This window comes from Acinetobacter sp. SwsAc5, assembly GCF_013391485.1.
Classification (GTDB): domain Bacteria; phylum Pseudomonadota; class Gammaproteobacteria; order Pseudomonadales; family Moraxellaceae; genus Acinetobacter; species Acinetobacter towneri.
This window is the reverse complement of sequence record NZ_JACAXD010000005.1, coordinates 24,691-46,306: the sequence shown is the minus strand read 5'-3', so window position 1 is coordinate 46,306 and position 21,616 is coordinate 24,691. Positions and strand designations below refer to the sequence as shown.

Annotated in this window: 13 protein-coding genes and 1 tRNA gene; 9 read left to right on the top strand and 5 right to left on the bottom strand. The window is 40.7% G+C overall.

Going from position 1 to position 21,616, the window contains the following annotated elements; translation table 11 throughout:
* Positions 1-60: 60 nt before the first annotated feature.
* Positions 61-1,212 (top strand): helix-turn-helix transcriptional regulator, encoded by a 1,152-nt coding sequence (locus HYG89_RS03975; RefSeq protein ID WP_178866148.1) that lies wholly within the window; start codon positions 61-63, stop codon positions 1,210-1,212.
* A gap of 37 nt (positions 1,213-1,249) precedes the next feature.
* On the opposite strand, the gene HYG89_RS15980 is transcribed toward HYG89_RS03975, so the two are convergent.
* Positions 1,250-3,121 carry a hypothetical protein gene (locus HYG89_RS15980; RefSeq protein WP_256733925.1) on the bottom strand — a complete coding sequence of 624 codons (1,872 nt, stop codon included), beginning with the start codon at positions 3,119-3,121 and terminating at the stop codon, positions 1,250-1,252.
* A gap of 282 nt (positions 3,122-3,403) precedes the next feature.
* On the opposite strand from HYG89_RS15980, the gene HYG89_RS03965 reads away from it, so the two are divergent.
* The 3 genes from HYG89_RS03965 (at position 3,404) to HYG89_RS03955 (ending at position 8,745) form a co-directional block, all read left to right on the top strand.
* Entirely contained in the window at positions 3,404-6,508 is a 3,105-nt protein-coding gene (locus HYG89_RS03965) for a multidrug efflux RND transporter permease subunit (RefSeq protein ID WP_178866146.1), read from the top strand.
* 165 nt (positions 6,509-6,673) lie between these two features.
* Entirely contained in the window at positions 6,674-8,008 is a 1,335-nt protein-coding gene (gene mgtE / locus HYG89_RS03960) for a magnesium transporter (protein WP_178866144.1), read from the top strand.
* A gap of 146 nt (positions 8,009-8,154) precedes the next feature.
* Positions 8,155-8,745, top strand: a complete 591-nt coding sequence (locus HYG89_RS03955) for a DUF4112 domain-containing protein (protein ID WP_004972119.1) — start codon at positions 8,155-8,157, stop codon at positions 8,743-8,745.
* 111 nt (positions 8,746-8,856) lie between these two features.
* Here the strand turns inward: HYG89_RS03955 and htpX are convergent, their stop codons facing one another.
* Together htpX and HYG89_RS03945 are read right to left on the bottom strand one after the other, a co-directional pair.
* The gene (gene htpX / locus HYG89_RS03950) at positions 8,857-9,762 is read right to left on the bottom strand and encodes a protease HtpX (RefSeq protein WP_004972117.1); all 906 of its coding nucleotides are present in this window, start codon (positions 9,760-9,762) and stop codon (positions 8,857-8,859) included.
* 188 nt (positions 9,763-9,950) lie between these two features.
* A complete protein-coding gene (locus tag HYG89_RS03945) occupies positions 9,951-10,838 on the bottom strand; it encodes a lytic transglycosylase domain-containing protein (RefSeq protein ID WP_004972115.1) in 888 nt (295 codons plus the stop codon).
* Between the two features lie 557 nt (positions 10,839-11,395).
* Here HYG89_RS03945 and ttcA point away from each other — a divergent pair.
* Both ttcA and HYG89_RS03935 read left to right on the top strand, forming a co-directional pair.
* Positions 11,396-12,316, top strand: coding sequence for a tRNA 2-thiocytidine(32) synthetase TtcA (ttcA, locus tag HYG89_RS03940; protein WP_104853169.1), 921 nt, complete (start codon positions 11,396-11,398; stop codon positions 12,314-12,316).
* A 248-nt stretch (positions 12,317-12,564) separates the two neighbouring features.
* Entirely contained in the window at positions 12,565-12,948 is a 384-nt protein-coding gene (locus tag HYG89_RS03935) for an SCP2 sterol-binding domain-containing protein (protein WP_004972111.1), read from the top strand.
* Between the two features lie 163 nt (positions 12,949-13,111).
* Here the strand turns inward: HYG89_RS03935 and HYG89_RS03930 are convergent, their stop codons facing one another.
* Positions 13,112-14,227, bottom strand: a complete 1,116-nt coding sequence (locus HYG89_RS03930) for a transglycosylase SLT domain-containing protein (protein WP_004972108.1) — start codon at positions 14,225-14,227, stop codon at positions 13,112-13,114.
* A 363-nt stretch (positions 14,228-14,590) separates the two neighbouring features.
* Here HYG89_RS03930 and greB point away from each other — a divergent pair, with 363 nt between their 5' ends.
* The 3 genes from greB (at position 14,591) to HYG89_RS03915 (ending at position 17,111) form a co-directional block, all read left to right on the top strand.
* Positions 14,591-15,088: a transcription elongation factor GreB gene (gene greB, locus HYG89_RS03925; RefSeq protein ID WP_104853171.1), complete on the top strand. Its 498-nt coding sequence runs from the start codon at positions 14,591-14,593 to the stop codon at positions 15,086-15,088.
* Between the two features lie 86 nt (positions 15,089-15,174).
* Positions 15,175-15,264: transfer RNA gene (locus HYG89_RS03920), tRNA-Ser, on the top strand.
* A gap of 161 nt (positions 15,265-15,425) precedes the next feature.
* Positions 15,426-17,111: a hypothetical protein gene (locus HYG89_RS03915; RefSeq protein ID WP_178866142.1), complete on the top strand. Its 1,686-nt coding sequence runs from the start codon at positions 15,426-15,428 to the stop codon at positions 17,109-17,111.
* 320 nt (positions 17,112-17,431) lie between these two features.
* Here HYG89_RS03915 and metH read toward each other — a convergent pair whose 3' ends face one another.
* The gene (gene metH / locus HYG89_RS03910) at positions 17,432-21,121 is read right to left on the bottom strand and encodes a methionine synthase (protein ID WP_178866140.1); all 3,690 of its coding nucleotides are present in this window, start codon (positions 21,119-21,121) and stop codon (positions 17,432-17,434) included.
* Positions 21,122-21,616: the final 495 nt, after the last annotated feature.

Sequence of the window (21,616 nt, the reverse complement as noted above, 5' to 3'; positions counted from 1 at the left end):
AGAAAAACAAATGATTAAATAAGTGTAATGCAGGCTGGAGTAGGCATAAAGGGGATAAAAATGGATAACCGAGAACACGAAATTATAGGCAGTATTTATGATGCCGCTGTAGATGTGAATTTATGGCCGCAAGTAATTGAAAAAATTGTTCAATATACAGACAGTAAAACCGCCATTTTTACTGCCTTAGATCAATTTAGTCCAAGTTACGATTTTTTATTTAGTCACAATATTCCAGATGAAGCTTTGCATGCCTATCGTGATGAGCGGATTCGTGTGATTGACATGCAGTTACACCGAGTATTGTGGGAAAATTTAGGTGTGGGCCAAGTAGCGAGCTCGGATTTATCGCATTATGGGGAAAACCCTGAAAGTGATGAATATATCTTTTATGAACGGTGTTTGAATCCGACGGGAATTAGTTATATCTCGGCTGTTTTGCTCGATCAGGGTTCACATCGCTGGGCGGTTTTGGGATTACACCGTGCGCCAGATGTAGCGCCGTATCAACAAAAAGAGTTGGATTTTTTAAAGCATTTGGGTGTGCATTTACGCCGTGCTTTACAAATCCATCGTCAGTTTAGTTTGGTTAAACAAGAAAATTTAAGTTTGTATAGCGTGCTCGATCATTTAAAAACAGGTGTAATTTTGCTTGATCATCAGCTGAGTTTGACTTATTCAAACCCTTTAGCTCAAAGCATGCTGGAACACGATTCATGTTTAGATTTGGATTTGTATAATCGATTAAAAACCCATGCTTATGATCAAAGTCGTTTAGATCAATTATTACATTCAGCGTTGTTGGGACAGTCGGCATTAAACGCAGATGTAGGCGGTGTATTGTCTTTGTCAGATGCGAAAGGACAACAATTAATGCTGACTATCGTACCTTGTTCTAAATTAAAAAATATGCAGCATCAAAATGCAGGACAACATCAAATTGCGGTATTTCTGACCGATAAGCATCAGCACTATGCCTTGTCAAAAGCCTATTTGCAGCAAGCTTATCAATTGTCTAAACGTGAGTTTGAGCTGTGTGAGTTGTTGTTGAATGGTTGTAAGTTAGAAGAAATTGCGGAACATTGCGGGATTACCCTCAGTTCGGTGCGCACTTATTTTAAAAATATTTATGAAAAAACCCAATGCAACTCGCAAATTGAACTCATGCATTTATTAATGGGTTGTACCATTCATTTTGAGCATATTGGTTAAAGCAGCCTAAGTCGGGCTTAAGCTGCTTCTGAGTATTTTAGTTACTACGTTGTAGGGTAAAAGTGTCTTCGCCTTGCGGATGCAAGGTTAGGCTTGTTCCGGAGATGCTATAAGTTGCATTAACTTTAGTGCTATCCGAAGTGTCATGTAATCCACCGCAACCGTTGGTGTCATATAACACTTCTGTTACGGCAAGTGTATTGGATGTTATTGAATATTTACCATATTCAATTCCTGGGTTATCGCAATCACCTTCGGTGTCTAACAAGAAATAGAATCCTGTGTCAAAGAAAGCAAACAAGTGAGTTTGATTAAATTGCCAAGTGCCGACTAGACCTGATGATTGTTTTACTTTAGTTAAAATATAGGTGCTATTACTTCCTACATCGGTCAGCACTAGATCTGTACCGTTATAACTTAAGCGGTGATGACCATCATTGTCAGGATGTGAAAGCCCGTAGTCACCATTTGTATCGAGTGAGATCTCTGGACTCAGTGCTGAAGTTAAAGCATTCCAATTTAGTCGTCCTATTTCAATACCAGGTTGCCCCGTTACATCAGCTTCATCTGCTTCACCTAGCGCATAACGTCCATCGGGTAAAATATGTAATAAAACAGCAGATGTGTTGGTGCGTCCAATTTCCCAAGTTCCAGCAATATCTTTATAGAATTGGCTTGCGCTACTTGTGGTAGTACCTTCTATATTGGGTCTTGTGAGTATAAATGTACCTTCATTTGGTTCGTGGAGTGTAAGTGATGTCGTATTAACCGTGACTGGTAGACCTGAGCTTGAGCTTGCACTATTGTCAGATAAGCCTGCACAGCCATTTGTATCGATCAGGATATTATCTACGAATAACTTTCCATCTTGAACACGATATTTACCATATTCGATACCTGGTCCACCACAAGGCGTTTCTCCAACTTCCACTTGATCGTCCCCAACAGCATCAACCATGATATAGGTATTATTATCCAGATTGAAAACAAATAGTTGCTTGCCTGAACTTGAGTTCCAAGCACCTGCAATGCTCGAATTGTTTTGAGGGACTTTAGTAAATGTTGCACTTTCATTAGGGTTTTGAGCTTCAGAAATTTTTAACTGTGTACCATCAAATGATATTTTCATATCACGTGTTTTTCCAGAATCAGTTAAGCCCCAATCTTCATTTGTATCAATTGAAGATTGCGCCCATAAATCTCCAGCAACAGCATTTACCGATAATTCACCATACTCCATGCCATTTGCACTATCAGATGGTGAGCTAACAATAGGTTCGCCAATCAGGTATTTCCCGTCTGAGGTTACTTGAAGTACGATTTCTGAGTCAGCATTTTTCGCATACCAAACCCCAACGATATCTTTGAGTAGTGTTTGGTTAAAGTTAGCTTGTGCTTCTGTTGCGCTAACTACGACTTTATCTTTAAAATCTTCTATTGTTTGTAGAACAGGTTGAAAGCTTGTAATAAATTCTGTTGTTGGTTTAGAGAAGTCAATTGAGTTTGCAGGGAGTTGACTCACTGAGTCAGGGATTTGAATACCATCGTCATGACCCCCCTGAGAATCTAAAGATTGTAAAAAAATAAGTAAATTTGTTCGTGTTGTTACATCATCGGCTAACTCCACAGGGGTAATACGATCAGCACCAATCACTGTGCCAATTTCAATATTTCCGATAGAGAAAGTGATTTCATCACCCTCTTGATATTCAAACTCCCCTTGAGCATTTGTACGTTTAGAGACACCATTAATTGTATAAGTTGCACCACTCACAGGCCCATCGGTCAGTACGCCAGTTTTTGTGGTGTTTGATGGTGATGGATTGGGACTGCTACTAGAATCATTGTCTGAACCACCACATGCACTGAGTAAGCCTGCTAAAGTTAAGCATAATAAGGTTTTTTTCATCATGAATTCCTTGTCATCCAAATTGTTATGTCAGAAGTATAGAAATAAGATGAATCTAGGAGCTATCCCAAAATAGGGAGGGTAAATTAAAAAATCTGCAAGAAAAAATGAAGACCAAACAACATTTTTGTGACAAAACTAGGTTTTTTGATATGCAGTCATAGAAGTTCTATTTAGCTGTGTTAATTTGAAATACAGTTTCAAGTTTTTTGATGATATTCGTCCACTTGATTCATTTCATATTTAAATATCAAAATTGTCATCTATAAGTGATCCTGTTTTATGCTGTCTAAATTTTTTATTGAACGTCCTATTTTTGCTGGTGTGCTCGCCATTATGGTGATGGCACTTGGGATTTTTTCAGTATTAAATTTACCTGTAGAACGCTACCCAGACATTGCACCACCGCGTATCACCGTCAGCGCCACGTATACTGGAGCTTCGGCAGAAACGGTTGAAGAAAGCGTCACACAGGTTTTAGAACAGCAAATTAAAGGCTTAGATCACTTACTGTATTTTAGTTCTAGCAGCGATTCTTCAGGACGAAGTAGAATCAGCATTAGCTTTGAAAATGGTACCAACCCCGATACCGCACAAGTCCAGGTACAAAATGCGATTAATGGCGCAATTAACCGCTTACCTGAAGATGTGCAACGTCAGGGGGTAAATGTCTTTAAATCATTGGGTGATACCCACATGGTCATTGGGCTGTACGATGCCACAGGCAAAAGCAGCAATATTGCCTTGTCTGACTATATGATGAGTCATTTAGAGCAAGAGTTGGCACGCATTGAAGGTGTGGGTGAGGTCGATGTTTTTGGTGCACAATATGCAATGCGGATTTGGCTGAATCCGTTAAAGTTAAAACAATACGCACTCATGCCAAGTGATGTACGTGCTGCAGTATTGGCACAAAATACCCAAGTCGCAGCAGGCGCAATTGGTGAATTACCCACAGCACAAGAACAATATCTCAATGCCAAAGTCACCTCAGGTTCACGCTTAAAAACGGTAGAAGAATTTGAAAATATTATTTTAAAAGCAGATCAGGCAGGTGGCTTTGTTTATTTAAAAGATGTGGCACGTATAGAACTCGGTGCAGAAAATTATCAAAGCTTTAATACCATTAATGGTTTTCCATCGGCAGGGATGGGGATTTCTTTATCGTCTGGTGCCAATGCGTTACAAACTTCAGCCTTAATTCAAAAACAAATTGAGCATTTAAAACAACAATTGCCCGAAGGTTACCAAATTGTCTATCCACGAGATAACACGCCTTTCGTGCAGGAATCAATTAATGAAGTGGTGAAAACTTTAATTGAAGCGGTGATTTTAGTTGTCATCGTGATGTTCTTGTTTTTACAAAACTGGCGCGCGACGCTCATTCCTACCGTAACCGTGCCTGTGGTGATTTTAGGCACTATGGCCGTGTTGCAACTCTTTGGCCTAAGTATTAACACGCTGACCTTATTCGCTTTGGTTTTAGCCATTGGTTTGTTGGTGGATGATGCGATTGTCGTGGTCGAAAACGTCGAGCGTTTAATGCACGAACAGCAGCTCTCGGCTAAACAGGCATCCATCGCATCAATGCAGGAAATTAGCGGTGCTTTGGTCGGCATTACCTTAGTTTTGACCGCAGTATTTATTCCTATGGCATTTTTTGGTGGTTCGACTGGGGTGATTTATCGCCAGTTTTCCATCACCTTAGTCACTGCGATGGTGCTGTCTTTAGGTGTGGCCTTAATTTTAACGCCTGCCTTGTGTGCCTTGATTTTAAAACCCAATCCACAACCAGCCCAATGGGCCATCTGGTTTAATCAAAAACTGGAACGCTTAAAACAACACTATCTCAAATTATCAGGCTGGACGATTCAGCATAAAGCGTTGTGTCTGGTTATTTTTGCAGGTTTACTGACGGTGTTTGCCTTGTTTTACCGTGCCTTACCTACCAGTTTTATCCCGAATGAAGATCAGGGCATGTTGTCGGTGCAATTTAAATTACAGGAAGGTGCGCCGTTGTCTAAAAGTCGTGAAGTGGGCGAAAGCATACGTGAATACTTTATGCAGCATGAAGCCCACAATGTTGATTTGGTGATGATTCGTTATGGACGTAATTTTTCGGGAACAGGGCAGAATTTAGGGCAGGGTTTTATTGCGCTAAAACATTGGGATGAGCGTCAAGGGCAACAGCATACCGCACAAGCTATTCGTGAACGTGCCATGCAGCATTTTCGACAGCATCCCAATGCACAAATTACCATTGGCATGCCCGCAGCAGTTCGTGGTTTGGGGCAAACCGATGGCTTAGAGTTCTGGATGCGCGATGTGAATGGTACAGGACGCGATTTTTTAATTCAGCAATTTCAAAATTTACAGCAGCAAGCCGCTCAATATCAAAGCTTTAAAAATTTAGATCAACGTGCCAATCCTGAAAAAGCGGAGTTAAACGTCACGATTGATCAGAAACAGGCGATGGCAGCAGGTTTAAATCAAACGGCTATTAACAGTACCTTAGCGGCAGCTTGGGGCGGTAGTTATATCAACGACTTTATTGACCGTGGTCGAATTAAACGTGTGATTATGCAGGGTGATGCCGAATTTCGTGGTAAACCTGAAGATTTGAATCAATGGTCGGTACGCAGTCAGCAAAATCAAATGGTACCTTTTAGCCAGTTTGCTCAACTCAGTTGGAGCGGTGGGCCAGAAGTCGTCAATCGTTTTATGGGGTATAGCGCCGTGCAAATGGAAGCCGATACTGCCGAAGGATATAGCTCAGGGCAGGCGATGCGTGATTTAGAACAGATGGTGGCACAGCAGCAGGGCATTGACTTGGCATGGAGTGGGTTGTCTTTTGAAGAAAATCAGTCTAGCAATCAGGCTTTGTTACTGTATTTGGTTTCCATCGGGTTTATTTTCTTGTGCCTTGCGGCCTTGTATGAAAGTTGGAGTATTCCAACAGCGGTCATGAGTGCCATTCCTTTAGGGATTGGTGGAAATATTATTTTCAGCTATTTGGCAGGTTTCCCGAACGATATTTATTTCCAAATTGCCTTGCTCACCACCATTGGTTTGTCATGTAAAAATGCCATCTTAATTGTGGAGTTTGCTTCGGCTGCGCAGCAACAAGGCAAACAGGTGATTCAAGCCGCTTTAGAAGGTGCAAGTTTGCGGCTCAGACCAATCTTAATGACCTCATTGGCATTTGGTGCAGGTATTTTACCGTTGGTATTTGCGTATGGTGCAGGTGCAGCAAGTCGTCAGGAAATTGGGGTGAGTGTTTTGGGTGGGGTAATTTTTGGCACAATTTTAGTGCTCGTTTTTATTCCATTTATGTACGTGCTGATTCGTTCTATATTTCAAGTGAATCGTTCATCACCCATAAACTAAAGATGTTTTTTATTAGGCACTTAGCAAAATTATAGGCTATGATATGAAACGCTAAAAATCTTGCATAAATCTACAGATTTTCGGTTTTTTAAGGGTTGGTTTGGGCCGAGACACTGCGCCCATTCTTCATTTTACGTTTTTGGAATGATGGAGTGGGTGAGAGCAATGACCAATCTGCACGCTGAACAGTTAGAACAAGCCTTACAATTGCATCAGCCAAGCACAGTACACAGCCTGATCGACAGTATCAATCCTGCCGATTTAGCCGACTTGATGCAGTATTTAAGCCTGAAAGCACAGCTGAGTTTAATTGAACAAATTGACAGTGCTGCCTTGGTGATGGAATTTTTACCACTGCATTCACAACTTCAAATTGCCGAAGCGATTGCACCGCAGCAATTGGTCAAACTGATTTCAGCCATGCATTCAGATGACCGCACCGACTTATTTAAGTTACTTTCACCGCATTTACAGCGTTTTGTCAGCTTACACATTACGGAAGAAAAACGCGCACAGATTCAGACTTTAGCGCGCTATCCTGAAGAATCTGCGGGCGCGATTATGAGTTCGGATTTCGTGGTGCTCTCGCCAGAACTGAACATGCAGCAAGCTATAGATGAATTGCGCAGAATGACCACAGATCGGGAAACTTTGTACCTGATTTATATTGTCGATGAACTAATGAAACTATTGGGGGTTATTTCTTTAAGGGAAATTATTCAAAACCCGCCTGAACAAAAAATTAAAAATGTGATGTGCACCGATTTGGTCACAGGTTTGGTGAGTGAAGATCAGGAAAGTATCGCGCAAAAACTCAGCCATTATGATTTTTTGGCCTTACCGATTGTAGATGATGCACAGCATTTACTGGGGATTGTCACCTATGATGATGCGATGGACGTGGTACAGGCAGAAACTACAGAAGACTTTTTAAAATCCAGTGCGGTAGCGTCTTCACCTGGCATGAGTATAAAAACTGCGCCAATTTTATTTTTATATCGCAAACGTGTGTTTTGGTTGGTGATTTTGGTATTTGGCAGTTTATTGTCAGGAATTGGCATTGCGCATTATGAAGACATTATTGCAGCACATATTGTTCTGGTTTTTTTCCTGCCGCTTTTGGTCGGTAGCGGTGGCAACGCGGGTTCTCAGTCTGCGACCTTAATGGTACGGGCACTGGCTACAGGTGATGTGCAATTTAAAGATTGGCTGCATTTACTCGGACGTGAAAGTTTGGTGGCGCTATGTTTGGGTGGAACGATGGCTTTTGCGGTTTCAATTTTAGGCTATTACCGTGGCGATATGATGGTGTCTGTGGTATTGGCACTGAGTATGCTGGGCATTGTGCTGATGGGCTGTTTAATTGGCATGAGTTTGCCTTTTATTTTGCATCGCCTGAAACTAGACCCTGCCAGTGCCTCTGCGCCTTTGGTAACCTCGATTTGTGATGCAACGGGCGTGGTGGTGTACTTATTTATTGCTTCACAGTTGTTACTTTAAACACTGTCGGTGATGATGACTTATTCAAGACCTCATCTTAAAACTTTTTGCATTGATCAAAATTCTGTTTATAAAATCATAACAGACCTGAGTAAAAAACTGCTTTATTCTCAAGTAGATTGCATTTACCCAACGATACGTTTTCTATGCCAGAACCTGCATCTTCAAAAAAACTTAGCCAGCAAGAGGTGATTCGCTTAGAGCGCGATTTAGCCAAGTTTGCCAATATGATGGATTCTGTGGTGCGTATTCCATTTACCAAGCAGGGCGTGGGAGCAGATGCCGCATTAGGCACTGTACCTGTCGCGGGGGATGTCGCAGGTTTTGCACTGACCTGTTATGCGATTTATAAAGCCAAACAAATTGGTGTACCACAAACCAAACTCACTCCCGTGATTAAACTTGCTGTGATGGATGCAGTAGTTGGTTTTGTGCCAATTGTCGGCACAGTATTTGATGTATTTATTCGTCCAAGCCGTAAAGCTTTAGATGTAGTGCATACGCATATCCGTGAAGAATATCAGATTCACAGTGAGCATCATGTGGTACATCCTTTTTTACATGAGCGATTGGAACGTAAACAGCAGCAGTCAGCATTTTGGCGTAATCCTGTAGTGGCATGGCTGTGGCTACATTTGCCTGATTTGCTTGGTGTGATTTTTCTTATTTTCTTTATTTGGGCAGCATGGCTCGGTGCAAGTTGGTTGTGGCACTGGTCACAAAGTTTTGCTGTTTAAATGAACCTGTTTAAAGTACAAAACCATCTGGCAGATCTAATTTACAGACATGAAAAAAGCTTCCCTGAGGAAGCTTTTTGGTGTCGCTGTTACAATATCTTGCTAGCAGTATTAAGGTAAATTTAATTGCTGTAAAGCTGCAACACGTTGTTCAATGCTTGGGTGAGTTTGGAATAACGCTGCCAAGCTAAAACCTTCTTCTTTACCTGCAGAAATCGCAAAAGCTTTCATTTCTTTTGGCATTGCATCAGGCATTTCAGATTCTGCTTGTAAGCGTAATAATGCAGAAATCATGGCTTGTTTACCTGCCAAACGTGCACCTGCTTCATCGGCACGGTATTCACGTTGACGCGAGAACCACATCACGATTGAAGAGGCCAAAATACCAAATACGATATCCAGTACAATGGTAATTGCAAAATAAGCCAAGCCTGGTGCTTCGCCATCTTCACGACCAAATACGTTACGGTCAATGAAGTCACCTGCAACACGGGCAAAGAACATGACGAATGCGTTGACCACACCTTGAATCAGTGCCAAGGTCACCATGTCACCATTGGCAACGTGACCAATTTCGTGTGCCAAAACTGCACGTAATTCATCTTTGTTCATACGCTCAAGCAGCCCTGTAGATACAGCGACTAAAGCATCGTTTTTATTCCAACCTGTTGCAAAAGCATTCGATTGGTAAGAAGGGAAAATACCCACTTCTGGCATTTTGATACCAGCACGTTGCGACAATTGCGCAACTTCATTTAATAACCACGCTTCAGCTTGGTTACGAGGGGCATTCGGGTCAATTAATTCAGTCCCAGTTGTTTTTTTCGCCATCCATTTAGACATGAATAGTGAAATTAAAGAGCCAACCATACCAAAGACAAAACAGATGACCAACAGGTTGCCTAGGTTTAAGCCACCCGCGCCATGGTAACTACCGACACCGAAGAGTGACAAAATTATGCCAGCTACAACCAGTACCGCGAGGTTGGTTAGCAAGAACAAACCAATCCGCATCATTGAGTAAATCCTCTTATATTAAAAATGTAATCTGATTTATTAATAAACCATGCCGTAAATATGCGGTGTATGTATTAAAAATTCAAGAAAAATAATAAAACTGTACTAAAAATATTTTGAGCTGATACTGCAATCGGCACTTCATTTGAGCTTGCGACAACGCAAGCTCAAATGAAGTGCTGTAGCTTTTATTCTGAAATAAAAATACGTGCCGAAGCCGTGGCATTCCCTGTCGCGTAAGAACCTGCAGGTGCATCGGTAAAGCGACCATCGGCAGCCATAATAATTTGACGTTGTGGACGTTTGTTTGCCGCCACTTGATGATTACTGGCAGTGTAATTGTCTGACTGCGCAATCACTTGTGCATTTTGACTCTGAGTATTGCTATTGTTATTTGCCGTAATCGCGTTACTGCCAGAACTTGCACTAACGCCGCTAGCATATAGGTTGCTATAGCGACTGGTCACACGACGTACATAATCCTGTGTTTCACGAAAAGGCGGTACGCCGCCGTATTTTGCAACATTGCCTTCGCCTGCGTTATAGCCCGCCAAAGCTAAAGTGGTGTTGCCATTAAAGCGTTTGAGTAACCAAGCCAAGTATTTTGCACCCGCCATAATGTTTTCATGCGGGTCATAAGCATTGCTAACATTAAAACGTCGTGCTGTCGCAGGCATGAGCTGCATTAAACCTTGCGCACCGACAGGCGAGCGGGCGTTGACATTAAACCCCGATTCAGTATGCATTACCGCTTTAATTAGACCTTCTGAAACACCGTGTTGCTGTGCTGCCTGCTGAATAATATGGTCAAAAGCATTTTTATTGCGGCTATAACTTGGCAATACCGATGCTTCGGAATTGCCCCAGTTGCGATAACTGTGAATATTGCTGTCTGGATAATAGGTGACTTTTACTTTTGTCAGCGAACGATCTGCACTTTTACGGTTGGTCAGCAAGGTACTGCCATTGCTGTCCTTATACATATAAATTTGACCTGCGTGCGTTGTCGTTGCCAAAGGCATGATGCTGGCAGTCCCCAAAATATACAGTAAAAAGGCATTAATTTTATTGTTCATGCTGTGAATACACTAAAAGCTGTCCCCAAACAGTTATGAGGAGTTTAACAAAAATCTCACAGATGAAAAGGCTTTGTACAAATTCATTTACAGTAGTGTCGAAAAAAATCAAGCTTAATTGCTGACAGAGTAATCAAAAAAAATATTTATTTTTTTTTAATTGGATCAGCTTGACACACTTAAGTGTATGATTTTAAATTAAAATAAAATCGATCAAAAAGTAATCAATTTAAAGAGAAGCCTTAGAATAACGGCAAGAGGCGTTGTCAAGTTGTTTTAAATCCACAAAGTTATCCACAGCTTTTGTGGAAAACTGTGGAAAAGTCCAAAAGATAAGCATCTTGGCGAAAAAGTGAACCTGAGGGTTCAAACTTGCCACAGAAAAAAACGATCTGCGCAGATAGAAATAAAGTGTGTAAACAGAAATGAACGCGCAGTCAGAAATTAAGTTCTTTGACGAAAAGGAAGATTGCGATGAAATTACATTCTTTTGATGCGGGATTGGTCTGAATCGGCTAAAATTGCGCGGTAATTTTTTTCATGGGTTAATCGCGTCTATGTTCTCACCAGTTGAGTCCGATCAAGGCTTTAATTTCAAACCAGAACTTCCAACCAGCTCTGCGTATTATCGTTTGTTGAAAAAGCTGCGTCGTCAAGTCGGGCATGCGATTCGTGACTTCAACATGATTGAAGATGGCGATAAAGTCATGGTGTGTATTTCTGGTGGTAAAGACAGTTATACCTTGTTGGACATTATGTTGCAGTTCAAGCGCATCGCACCCATCAATTTTGATGTGGTGGCTGTGAACTTAGACCAAAAGCAACCAGGCTTCCCTGAAGATGTATTGCCGCGTTATTTAGAAGAAAATAACATCCCATATTACATATTAGAAAAAGACACCTATAGCATCACCAAGCGTTTAACGCCTGAAGGTAAAACTTACTGTGCAGTGTGTTCGCGTTTGCGTCGTGGTTCTTTGTATGGCTTTGCGCAGGAAATAGGGGCAACCAAAGTGGCGCTTGGGCATCACCGTGATGATATTTTGGCGACTTTTTTCTTAAACTTGTTCCATGGCGGTAGCTTAAAAGCCATGCCACCGAAGTTGTTGTCATCAGACAAGAAAAATATGCTGATTCGTCCACTGGCTTATGTGGAAGAAAAAGACATCATTAAATATGCAGAAATGCGTAAATTCCCAATTATTCCGTGTAACTTGTGTGGTTCACAGGAAAACTTACAGCGTGCCATTATTAACGACATGTTACGTGAGTGGGATAAAGCACATCCTAAGCGTTTGCACAGTATTTTTGGCGCATTACAGAATGTATCGCCATCGCAGTTGGCAGACCGTGAATTATTCGACTTTGAAGCGTTAGACAGCCAGCGCGTATTTGATTTTGCCGATCAGGCCGAACAAAACGCAGCAGAGCAAAACAAACGCATCAATATGGTCAATTTAGGCTACGCTGCAGACTAAGCGATAACAGCCTGTGAATCCCTGCAAAATGTAATCAACACCAAGCCAGAGCTTGGTGTTTTTTTATGAATTTGATTTATTTGAGAAAGTCGTCATTTCGACTAAAAATACAAAAACTGAACGTCCCGTACAAAATTTCTTAGCCTTTCACGAAAGGTTCATGCTATAACAATCAGCAAGCAAAACAGCTTAATAATGATGGTGTCTGGATAGACAACACACATGCACAAATATATTGAGGAAAAATCATGCCTGCTTTTTTAACTGATGATTGGTTTGCAACTGTAGAAAATCTAACGGCTCAAGCTGGTGATTTAAACCTACCTCCAGCACTTGCAAATCTGGCAATTAACTTAGTGGTGACTGATGCTGCAGGCAACACAGAATTGTCTTTAGATGGCGGTAAAATCCAAAAAGGTTTGGCGGACAACGCAAAAACAACATTAAATATGGATGCGGAAACTTTACGTAAAGTATTCCTAGAGTTTGACATGGCGGCTGCTATGCAAGCCTTTATGACAGGTAAAATCAAAGTACAGGGCGATATGTCACAATTAATGGCATTACAAACTGCAAAACCAAGCCAAGAACAAAAAGACTTATTTAAGAAGATTCTTGAGCAATCTGCTTAATTCAAGCGATTTACGCTGTAGCAGGCGAATTTCCCGCTATAGTACAAAAAAGCCTAGCTGAAGTATCAACTAGGCTTTTTTATGCACTGCAGCTTTAACAGCGCATTATTCATGTTTGAATTGCAGCTGATATACACTGCAACTCAATCACGCGAGGTAAATTTTAGATATTCACCAATTGCGGTGTGGTCTTAATATGCTCAAGGTAGGCGCGAATACGAGTCACATATTGCACTGCTTGACGATAACGACCGTTGCTCGCTTTGTTACGGTCTAAATACGCATATAGGTTAACCCAATTGTTCGGGTTTTTGCCTTGTGAGCGAATACGCTTCTGAATTTGACTGACTGCACCAGGACCCATGTTATAAGCGACTAGGGCATACCAGTTACGATCAGGAAATGGAATATGCTCATAACGGCTCAGCATTTGGTCATAATACTTAGCACCACCCTGAATACTTTGTGCAGGATCGGTACGGTTGCTTACGCCCATCGCTTTGGCTGTATTATTGGTCAGCATCATAATACCGCGCACACCTGTTGGCGAAACCGAGTTGGGTTTGAGGTAAGATTCCTGATAACCAATTGCCGCCAAAAGATGCCAGTCTAAATCGTACTGCGTGGCAGTCTTTTTAAAGTTGGCCTTATATAAAGGTAAACGATTACGCAAATCCCGCTGGATCACATCCCACGATTCTTGTTTGACCACATTACGATTATAAAATGAAGCCAATTGGGTAATTGAGCCGTTTTGCTTGCCACGACAAACAAAGTTGCTTGCGGTTTGGCTAAGAGGATCATCTGCGTGTTTAAACACCCAGTTCAGCTCACTATTTAAACCATTACGCTTTAAAGTATTTAAATCGCCACAACTGGCAGAAAATGCCGTGAGTTGCTGCTTTTCGATGCTTTGGATACTCGACGTGGTCATGGCAAAGTTCGCTTTACCAGAAGACACCCATTTTAAAGCGGTCGCATTGTCGCTTACCGTTTTAAATTCGAGTTTCACATTCATGCTGTCGGCATAGTTACGCACAAGGTCATAACCAAAGCCATGTAAATGTTGTCCATCTTTAAACACTGTGGTTGGATTTTCCACAGACACGACGGTCAATTTGTTCTGATTGACGACGCTGTCAAATTGATGAACGGCTTTGCCTGCGTTAATACTGTGGAATGGGAGAAGAACAGTACTGAAAGCGAGGACTTTGAATGGGAGGCGATTAAAAAATGAGTGAAGGCTAAGCCTAGACCCAGACGTTGAACTACTGTGCATGTTGGCTCCGCTACAAGTAATTTATGCCCTAAAAAGCAAAGGCAACACACCTTAAACTTTTTCAAGTTTGATAAATTCAATAAGGGTTGGGCAGTCATGACGTCATTCAAAATGACTTGGGATTAAAGGGAAAATGTGTAAAATTTATACACAGGTTAAAAAGTGATCAAAACTAAAAGATGTGCGAATAATAAAGATGAAAATTTTGGATGTCAAATTTTGTACATAAATTTTTTGAAAAATGTAACATAAGATATTCATTTCATTGAGAAATAAATTTTATAAATTTTTATTGTGTATAAAAATGCAATAAAATATAGGATTGATGTTAACCAAATGTAAAAAACCGGCTGCAAAAACACCATGAAATCTAACTTAATTACACGTTCTGGACACGATAAACTCGTGGCTGAGTTACAGCATTTGTGGCATGAAGAACGCCCTGAAATCACCAAAAAAGTAAACTGGGCGGCAAGTCTCGGCGATCGCTCTGAAAATGCTGATTACCAATATAACAAACAGCTTTTGCGTAAAATTGACCGTCGGGTACGTTATTTGGGCAAGCGTTTAGAAGAGCTGCGTATTGTCGATTTTGCACCTGAACAAGAGGGTAAAGTATATTTTGGCGCATGGGTCGAAATTGAAAATGAACAAGGCGAGCTAAAGACCTTGAGAATTGTGGGCGTGGATGAAATTTATGATCATCATCCACAACATATTTCGATTGATTCACCTATGGCTCGGGCTTTGTTGTCTAAACAGGTGGATGATGAGGTGGAAGTGCAGACACCGCTGGGCAAAAAGAGCTGGTTTATTAATTCGATACGCTATGAAAAGCCTGAAATTGCAGAAAATGACTGATTTTTGATTTTATTTTGAACATTTGGATCATAATTTTTAGAAAATATTTGCCAAGCTGAATTTTTCTTTATATGATAGCCGCCATTGGAAGCGTGGCAGAGCGGTTTAATGCACCGGTCTTGAAAACCGACGAGGGTGTGAGTCCTCCGTGAGTTCGAATCTCACCGCTTCCGCCAAATATTACCAACAAAGCCCTGACATTGTCAGGGTTTTGTTGTTTTTGGGGTTTATGCAACGTAAGCCTGTAGTAAGCAAAAAAATAAAACCACATAGCCTTATTGAAATTAAAAATTTTAGCTCTATTAAACTTTAAATATTAGTAAAAAGTTTTGGAATAATGAGCTTAGAATCAGAACAACAAGATTATGAACAAAGATTAAGGTATAGACTTAAAATTCTTTCAGAACAGTTAAAAGCCGATAAAGTAAAAATCGCTTCACACCTAGCTGAAGGTTTCGAAGAGAGTTTTCGAAATATCAAATATGATGAAAGTGGCGAGATCATTTTAGAGTCTGTTGATGGGCGAATTCGTTCAATGGCTTTGGCTATAGAACATTTCGACACAAGGGAAAAATTAAAAAAAGAAATTTCTTTAGTTGAAATTCAAAAATTATATTTTGACCTGATAGAGCATAATTTTGATTTTATCTATCAACAAATGCTTAAGGCGAACTCTACACCTCACCATATTGCGGAATTTTTATCAACAAAAGCCGATTTTGTTGACAATATGTTTGAACAAATTCCTGGTTTTATGGATGCAATTATATCATTTTGGAAACAAGTAGGTGATATAGGTTATTGGCATTTAGAAGACAATCACTCAAATCTTACTGGTGTATATGGAGGAGATTTATTTCCTACCCACGATGAAAATATTGCTTCAAAATGTGGTATTTACACGGACACAATTGTTCTACCAGATCCTTATGTACGATCACAGCATATATTTGAATTTTATCCAAAAGAGAAAGCTGTCTTTTTCTTAATAAAGCATGCTATGAATATTCTCAAATATAAAAATTTAGCATGTGTTGAAGATGGAATGCCAGTGGTTGTAATACTCCCTGATTTATCAAATTTGGAAGAGGGTGGTAAAGATTTTATCTATAACTTTTCCCAAAATGATGCATTAATTCATGGTAGTAAATTATTCGGTCAAAATTTTGAGAGTATTGAGGAATTTAATGAGTTTTGTTTAAGCCTTAATACTGTAGAAAAAACAATTCGAGCAATTAAAGATAAGAATAGGGTCTTATTTGATACAAATTGGAAAGGTTCTTTAGAGGAACAAATAAATAGGGCTTTAAATGGAGATGAGCTAAAAGCTCTTAATAGAACAGAGCCAGGTTTGTTACTCCAAATGCAAGCTGTTGGCAGAATGTCGGTGAGTAATGAATTATTACTCAAAGCACGACAGCTTTCAGGAACCCCAATTATTGAAGCTGAAACATCGTGGCAATATTTTAACTGGAAATTAGAATATGATGCCGATAAGGCTCAAGAATATTACGGTTCTGAAAATTTGCACATAATGAAAGGACTAACAGATTTATCTCAAACGGATTTACCTTGGTTAGGCAATATTCCTCCAGAATCATTGTTGGAGCTTAGAAAGCAAGGAGCTTTAGAAGAAATCCGCAATATTTTAGGAAATAATATCAAGGAATTAGTAGAAACTAATCCTACTAATTGTTTTAGAACTAGAGATCAAATATTAGAAAATATTGAGCAAAGTTTTGATAAACATCGTAAAAAACTTGATGAGTTGAAAGCTAAAAATTGGAAATTTGCTGGATTCGATATTGGATCTTGGATTGTTTCTGGAGGAATAGAAATAGGGGCAGCTTTAACTGGAACACCTACATGGGGATTAGCAGTATTAGCAGCTGATCAATTACTTGATGCTCCTAAATTGAGAGAAATACCTGAAAGATTTCGTGATTTGGTTGATCAGAATAAACAAGTTAAGCAATCTCCAGTTGGAATGCTTTTCAAGGTAAGTAAAAAGTTGATTAATTAATTCCTAGTATCGTCAACTAATTGTTGTTGATGTAATACAGCAATCGCTTCCCATTCATCATAAGACAAAATAGGCGGAAAAGCGGCTACTAACAACTAAATAGTAGTCGCTTTGTTCTTTCTATGGGTTTCGTTTAGCTGAATACCTTTCCCATAGAGGTGAGAAAACACCTTTAACAGTCAAATTACTCAACAAATTTAGATTAAGTAACGAACTGTCCCATTAAACAAAAAACCAGTGAATTTTACAATTCACTGGTTTTTGAAATGACATTATGTAGAGCGCATGGGCCGATGTACTACCCATGCGGCATAAAGCAATTAATTAATCGAATCATCCAAGTTTGGAGCTAACCAACGCTTCGCTTCATCTAAACTCCAACCTTTACGCTGTGCATAATCTTCAAGCTGATCTAGAGAGATTTTACCTGCGTTAAAGTATTCTGAAGCAGGGTTGGCATAGTAGAAGCCACTGACAGAAGAAGGTGGCCACATTGCAAAGCTACTGGTGAGCTGTGTGCCAATCTTTTCAGTTGAACCTAACCAGTTAAACAAGGTAGCTTTTTCTGAGTGCTCAGGGCAAGCAGGGTAGCCTGGTGCAGGACGAATCCCTACATATTTCTCTTTAATTAACTCTTCATTGCTAAGTTGTTCGGTCGGTTGATAGCCCCAGAACTCTTTACGAATGCGCTCATGCAAATGTTCAGCAAACGCTTCTGCAAAACGGTCACCCAAAGACTGCACCAAAATGGCAGAATAGTCATCGCCTTTGGCTTTAAACTCATTGGCCATTTCTTCCGCACCAAAAATCGACACGGTAAAGCCGCCCAAGTAATCTTGCCCTTGCTCTGTAGTTGCGACAAAGTCTGCCAAAGACAAGTTTGGTTTGCCAGTCACTTTGTCTGACTGTTGGCGAATATGGTGGAATGTATGCGTCACTTGATCACGTGCTGCATCATAAACCTGTACCGAATCTGCCGCAGAACGGTTAGCTGGGTAGATACCAAATACCGCACGTGCATCAAAACGATTGTTGGCAATAATATCTTTGAGCATGGCTTGCGCTTGATTATACAAATCAGTCGCAGCTTCACCCACTACTTCATCTTCCAGAATTTTCGGGAATTTGCCCGCTAAGCTCCAAGAAATAAAGAATGGTGTCCAGTCAAAATATGGCAACAAGGTTTCAAGAGGGTAGTTGGTAAGCACTTGCGTACCAATGAAATTTGGCACCGCAGGTGTATAGTTGGCCCAGTCAATTTTTAAACCATTGTCGATGGCTTCAGCATAAGACAATTTTGCGGCTTTCGGTTGCTTGTTGGCGATACGTTCACGAATTTTAGCGTATTCTGCACGATGCTCTGCAACAAAGGCCGGTTTCATTTCTGGAGAGAGCAAGGTTGTTGCAACACCCACGGCACGCGAAGCATCGGCAACGTAAATCACTGCATCATTTGAGAACTGTGGATCAATTTTAACTGCTGTATGTGCTTTAGATGTGGTCGCACCACCAATCAATAATGGAATATTAAAGCCTTTACGCTGCATTTCTTTGGCAACAAAAACCATTTCATCTAAAGATGGGGTAATCAGGCCAGACAAACCAATAATATCGACTTTTTCGTCAATAGCCGTTTGCAGGATTTTTTCTGCAGGTACCATCACGCCTAAATCGACAATATCGTAACCATTACAGCCTAACACCACGCCCACAATGTTTTTACCAATGTCGTGAACGTCACCTTTTACCGTTGCCATCAAAACTTTACCTTTAGACTGACCTTCGGTTTTTTCAGCTTCAATGTACGGGTTGAGCCATGCAACGGCTTGTTTCATCACACGGGCAGATTTCACAACTTGAGGCAGGAACATTTTACCTGCACCAAACAAGTCACCCACAACGTTCATGCCGTCCATTAATGGGCCTTCAATTACATCTAAAGGACGTTTGGCTTTCAGGCGTGCTTCTTCGGTATCTTCATTAATGAAGGTGGTGATGCCTTTGACTAAGGCATATTCAAGACGTTTTTCGACAGATTCATTACGCCATTCTAAGTTTTCTTCGGCTTTTTGCGCACCTGCCTGACCACGATATTTTTCGGCCACTTCCAGCAGTTTTTCTGTGGCGTCCTGACCAGTTTCACCTTGGTTTTGGTTCAAAATAACGGCTTCAACCGCTTCTTTAAGTTCTTTTGGAATGTCATCGTAAATGGCCAACTGACCTGCGTTGACAATCCCCATGGTCATGCCTTGCTGAATGGCGTGGTACAGGAATACAGCGTGAATGGCTTCACGTACAGGTTCGTTACCACGGAAAGAGAAGGATACGTTCGACACACCGCCCGAAATCATAGCGTGTGGCAAGTTTTGTTTAATCCAGCCTGTAGCTTCAATGAAATCGACCGCGTAGTTGTTGTGTTCTTCAATACCAGTAGCAACTGCAAACACGTTCGGGTCAAAAATAATGTCTTCGGCAGGGAAGCCAACATCATTGACCAACACATCATAAGAGCGTTTACAAATTTCACGTTTACGTGCTGCTGTGTCGGCTTGTCCTACTTCGTCAAAAGCCATCACAATAACGGCTGCACCATATTGGCGACAGAGGCGGGCTTTTTCGACAAACTCATCATATCCTTCTTTTAAGGAAATGGAGTTAACAACGGCTTTACCTTGTACGCATTTTAAGCCTGCTTCAATGATTTCCCATTTAGATGAGTCAATCATGATGGGTACGCGAGAAATATCAGGCTCAGAAGCCACCAAATTCAGGAAGTGCACCATCGCACCTTCTGAATCGAGCATGCCTTCATCCATGTTGATGTCGATGATTTGTGCGCCACTTTCGACTTGTTGACGTGCAACATCCAAAGCTTCGGCAAAATTTTCTTCACGAATTAAACGTAGGAATTTTTTAGAGCCTGTGACGTTGGTACGCTCACCCACGTTCACAAATAAAGAGTCGTCATAAATGTTAAATGGTTCTAAACCACTTAAACGACAGGCAGGTTTAATTTCTGGAATTTTACGTGGTGGAATGTCTTTTACTGCATTGTAAATTGCACGAATGTGGTCAGGCGTTGTACCACAGCAACCACCTGTAATATTGATGAGACCACTTTCTGCAAATTCTTTTAAGAAGGCTGCAGTTTGTTCAGGGGTTTCATCATAACCACCAAAGGCATTTGGCAAGCCTGCGTTCGGGTGGGCTGAAACAAATACATCGGCCACGTCTGAAACAGTTTTGACGTGCGGACGCATGGCATCTGCACCCAAAGCACAGTTAAAACCAATTGAAAGTAAATCGCCATGACGCACCGAGTTCCAGAACGCTTCTGCAGTTTGACCCGTTAAGGTACGGCCTGAGGCATCGGTGATGGTGCCTGAAATCATTAATGGCAACTCACGACCGAGTTGTTTGAACACTTCTTTGACCGCAAAAATGGCAGCTTTACAGTTTAAGGTATCAAACACGGTTTCAATGAGCAGAATATCTGCACCACCTTCAATTAAGGCATGCGCAGCTTCAATATAGTTTTCTTTGAGAGCATCAAACGTAATGTTACGGAATGCAGGGTCATTTACATTGGGTGAAATTGAACAGGTACGCGATGTTGGGCCAAGTACACCTGCCACAAAACGTGGTTTGTCTGGGGTTGAATATTTTTCACAGGCAGCTTTAGCCAAACGTGCTGCTTCACGGTTAATTTCAGGAACTAAATCTTCCATATGGTAGTCGGACATAGAAACCCGAGTGCCGTTAAAACTGTTGGTTTCAATAATGTCTGCGCCCGCATCTAAATAGGCTTCGTGAATGCCCTGAATAATTTGCGGTTGGGTCAGTACCAATAAGTCATTGTTACCTTTAAGGTCATGTGCCCAATCTGCAAAGCGTTCACCACGATAATCGGCTTCTTCCAATTGATGGCGTTGAATCATAGTACCCATGGCACCATCGATGATTAAAATTCTTTGGGCAAGAAGCGCTTTCAGGGTGGTAAGCGTGGACATAAAAAACCCTTTATGACTGAATCCGAAATGAGCGCTATTTTAGCAGAGTTCGCTACGCTTTCGTGCACTTGAAACAGATACAGATATAGGAAGTCTGAAAAATTGTGTATAAAGCAGCGATTTTGCAATTTTGATCGGCTTTGAATTTGAAATACTTGAATAAAAGTGTTGATGAATCGCATTCCAATTTAGATTTCGTATTGAATCGTCATGGATTTGTCATATTGCTCAGGCAAAATTGGCTCAATCTGAAATTTGTCTGAACTTTTAGACAAATATGACAACCGTGTAATAAATCTAAATTTGAGAGAATGGCATAAGGAAAGTAGGTTTATTTATTCTAAGTGTTTAAATTTAAATATTTATTTTATTTTTATGCACCTAAAACACAGCTTAAAGTGTGAAAATAAAGTATGAAAGTTGCTTTATATAGCAGCTCTTTGTCATATAATTGTCACAATTTAATTGAACAATAAGGGGATTTTAAATCCTCTT

What these genes read in the sequence shown, in the direction of transcription:
- HYG89_RS03975 (WP_178866148.1), top strand. Translation starts at nt 61, where the DNA reads ATGGATAACCGAGAACACGAAATTATAGGCAGTATTTATGATGCCGCT.
- HYG89_RS15980 (WP_256733925.1), bottom strand. Translation starts at nt 3,121, where the DNA reads ATGAAAAAAACCTTATTATGCTTAACTTTAGCAGGCTTACTCAGTGCA.
- HYG89_RS03965 (WP_178866146.1), top strand. Translation starts at nt 3,404, where the DNA reads ATGCTGTCTAAATTTTTTATTGAACGTCCTATTTTTGCTGGTGTGCTC.
- mgtE (WP_178866144.1), top strand. Translation starts at nt 6,674, where the DNA reads ATGACCAATCTGCACGCTGAACAGTTAGAACAAGCCTTACAATTGCAT.
- HYG89_RS03955 (WP_004972119.1), top strand. Translation starts at nt 8,155, where the DNA reads ATGCCAGAACCTGCATCTTCAAAAAAACTTAGCCAGCAAGAGGTGATT.
- htpX (WP_004972117.1), bottom strand. Translation starts at nt 9,762, where the DNA reads ATGATGCGGATTGGTTTGTTCTTGCTAACCAACCTCGCGGTACTGGTT.
- HYG89_RS03945 (WP_004972115.1), bottom strand. Translation starts at nt 10,838, where the DNA reads ATGAACAATAAAATTAATGCCTTTTTACTGTATATTTTGGGGACTGCC.
- ttcA (WP_104853169.1), top strand. Translation starts at nt 11,396, where the DNA reads ATGTTCTCACCAGTTGAGTCCGATCAAGGCTTTAATTTCAAACCAGAA.
- HYG89_RS03935 (WP_004972111.1), top strand. Translation starts at nt 12,565, where the DNA reads ATGCCTGCTTTTTTAACTGATGATTGGTTTGCAACTGTAGAAAATCTA.
- HYG89_RS03930 (WP_004972108.1), bottom strand. Translation starts at nt 14,227, where the DNA reads ATGCACAGTAGTTCAACGTCTGGGTCTAGGCTTAGCCTTCACTCATTT.
- greB (WP_104853171.1), top strand. Translation starts at nt 14,591, where the DNA reads ATGAAATCTAACTTAATTACACGTTCTGGACACGATAAACTCGTGGCT.
- HYG89_RS03915 (WP_178866142.1), top strand. Translation starts at nt 15,426, where the DNA reads ATGAGCTTAGAATCAGAACAACAAGATTATGAACAAAGATTAAGGTAT.
- metH (WP_178866140.1), bottom strand. Translation starts at nt 21,121, where the DNA reads ATGTCCACGCTTACCACCCTGAAAGCGCTTCTTGCCCAAAGAATTTTA.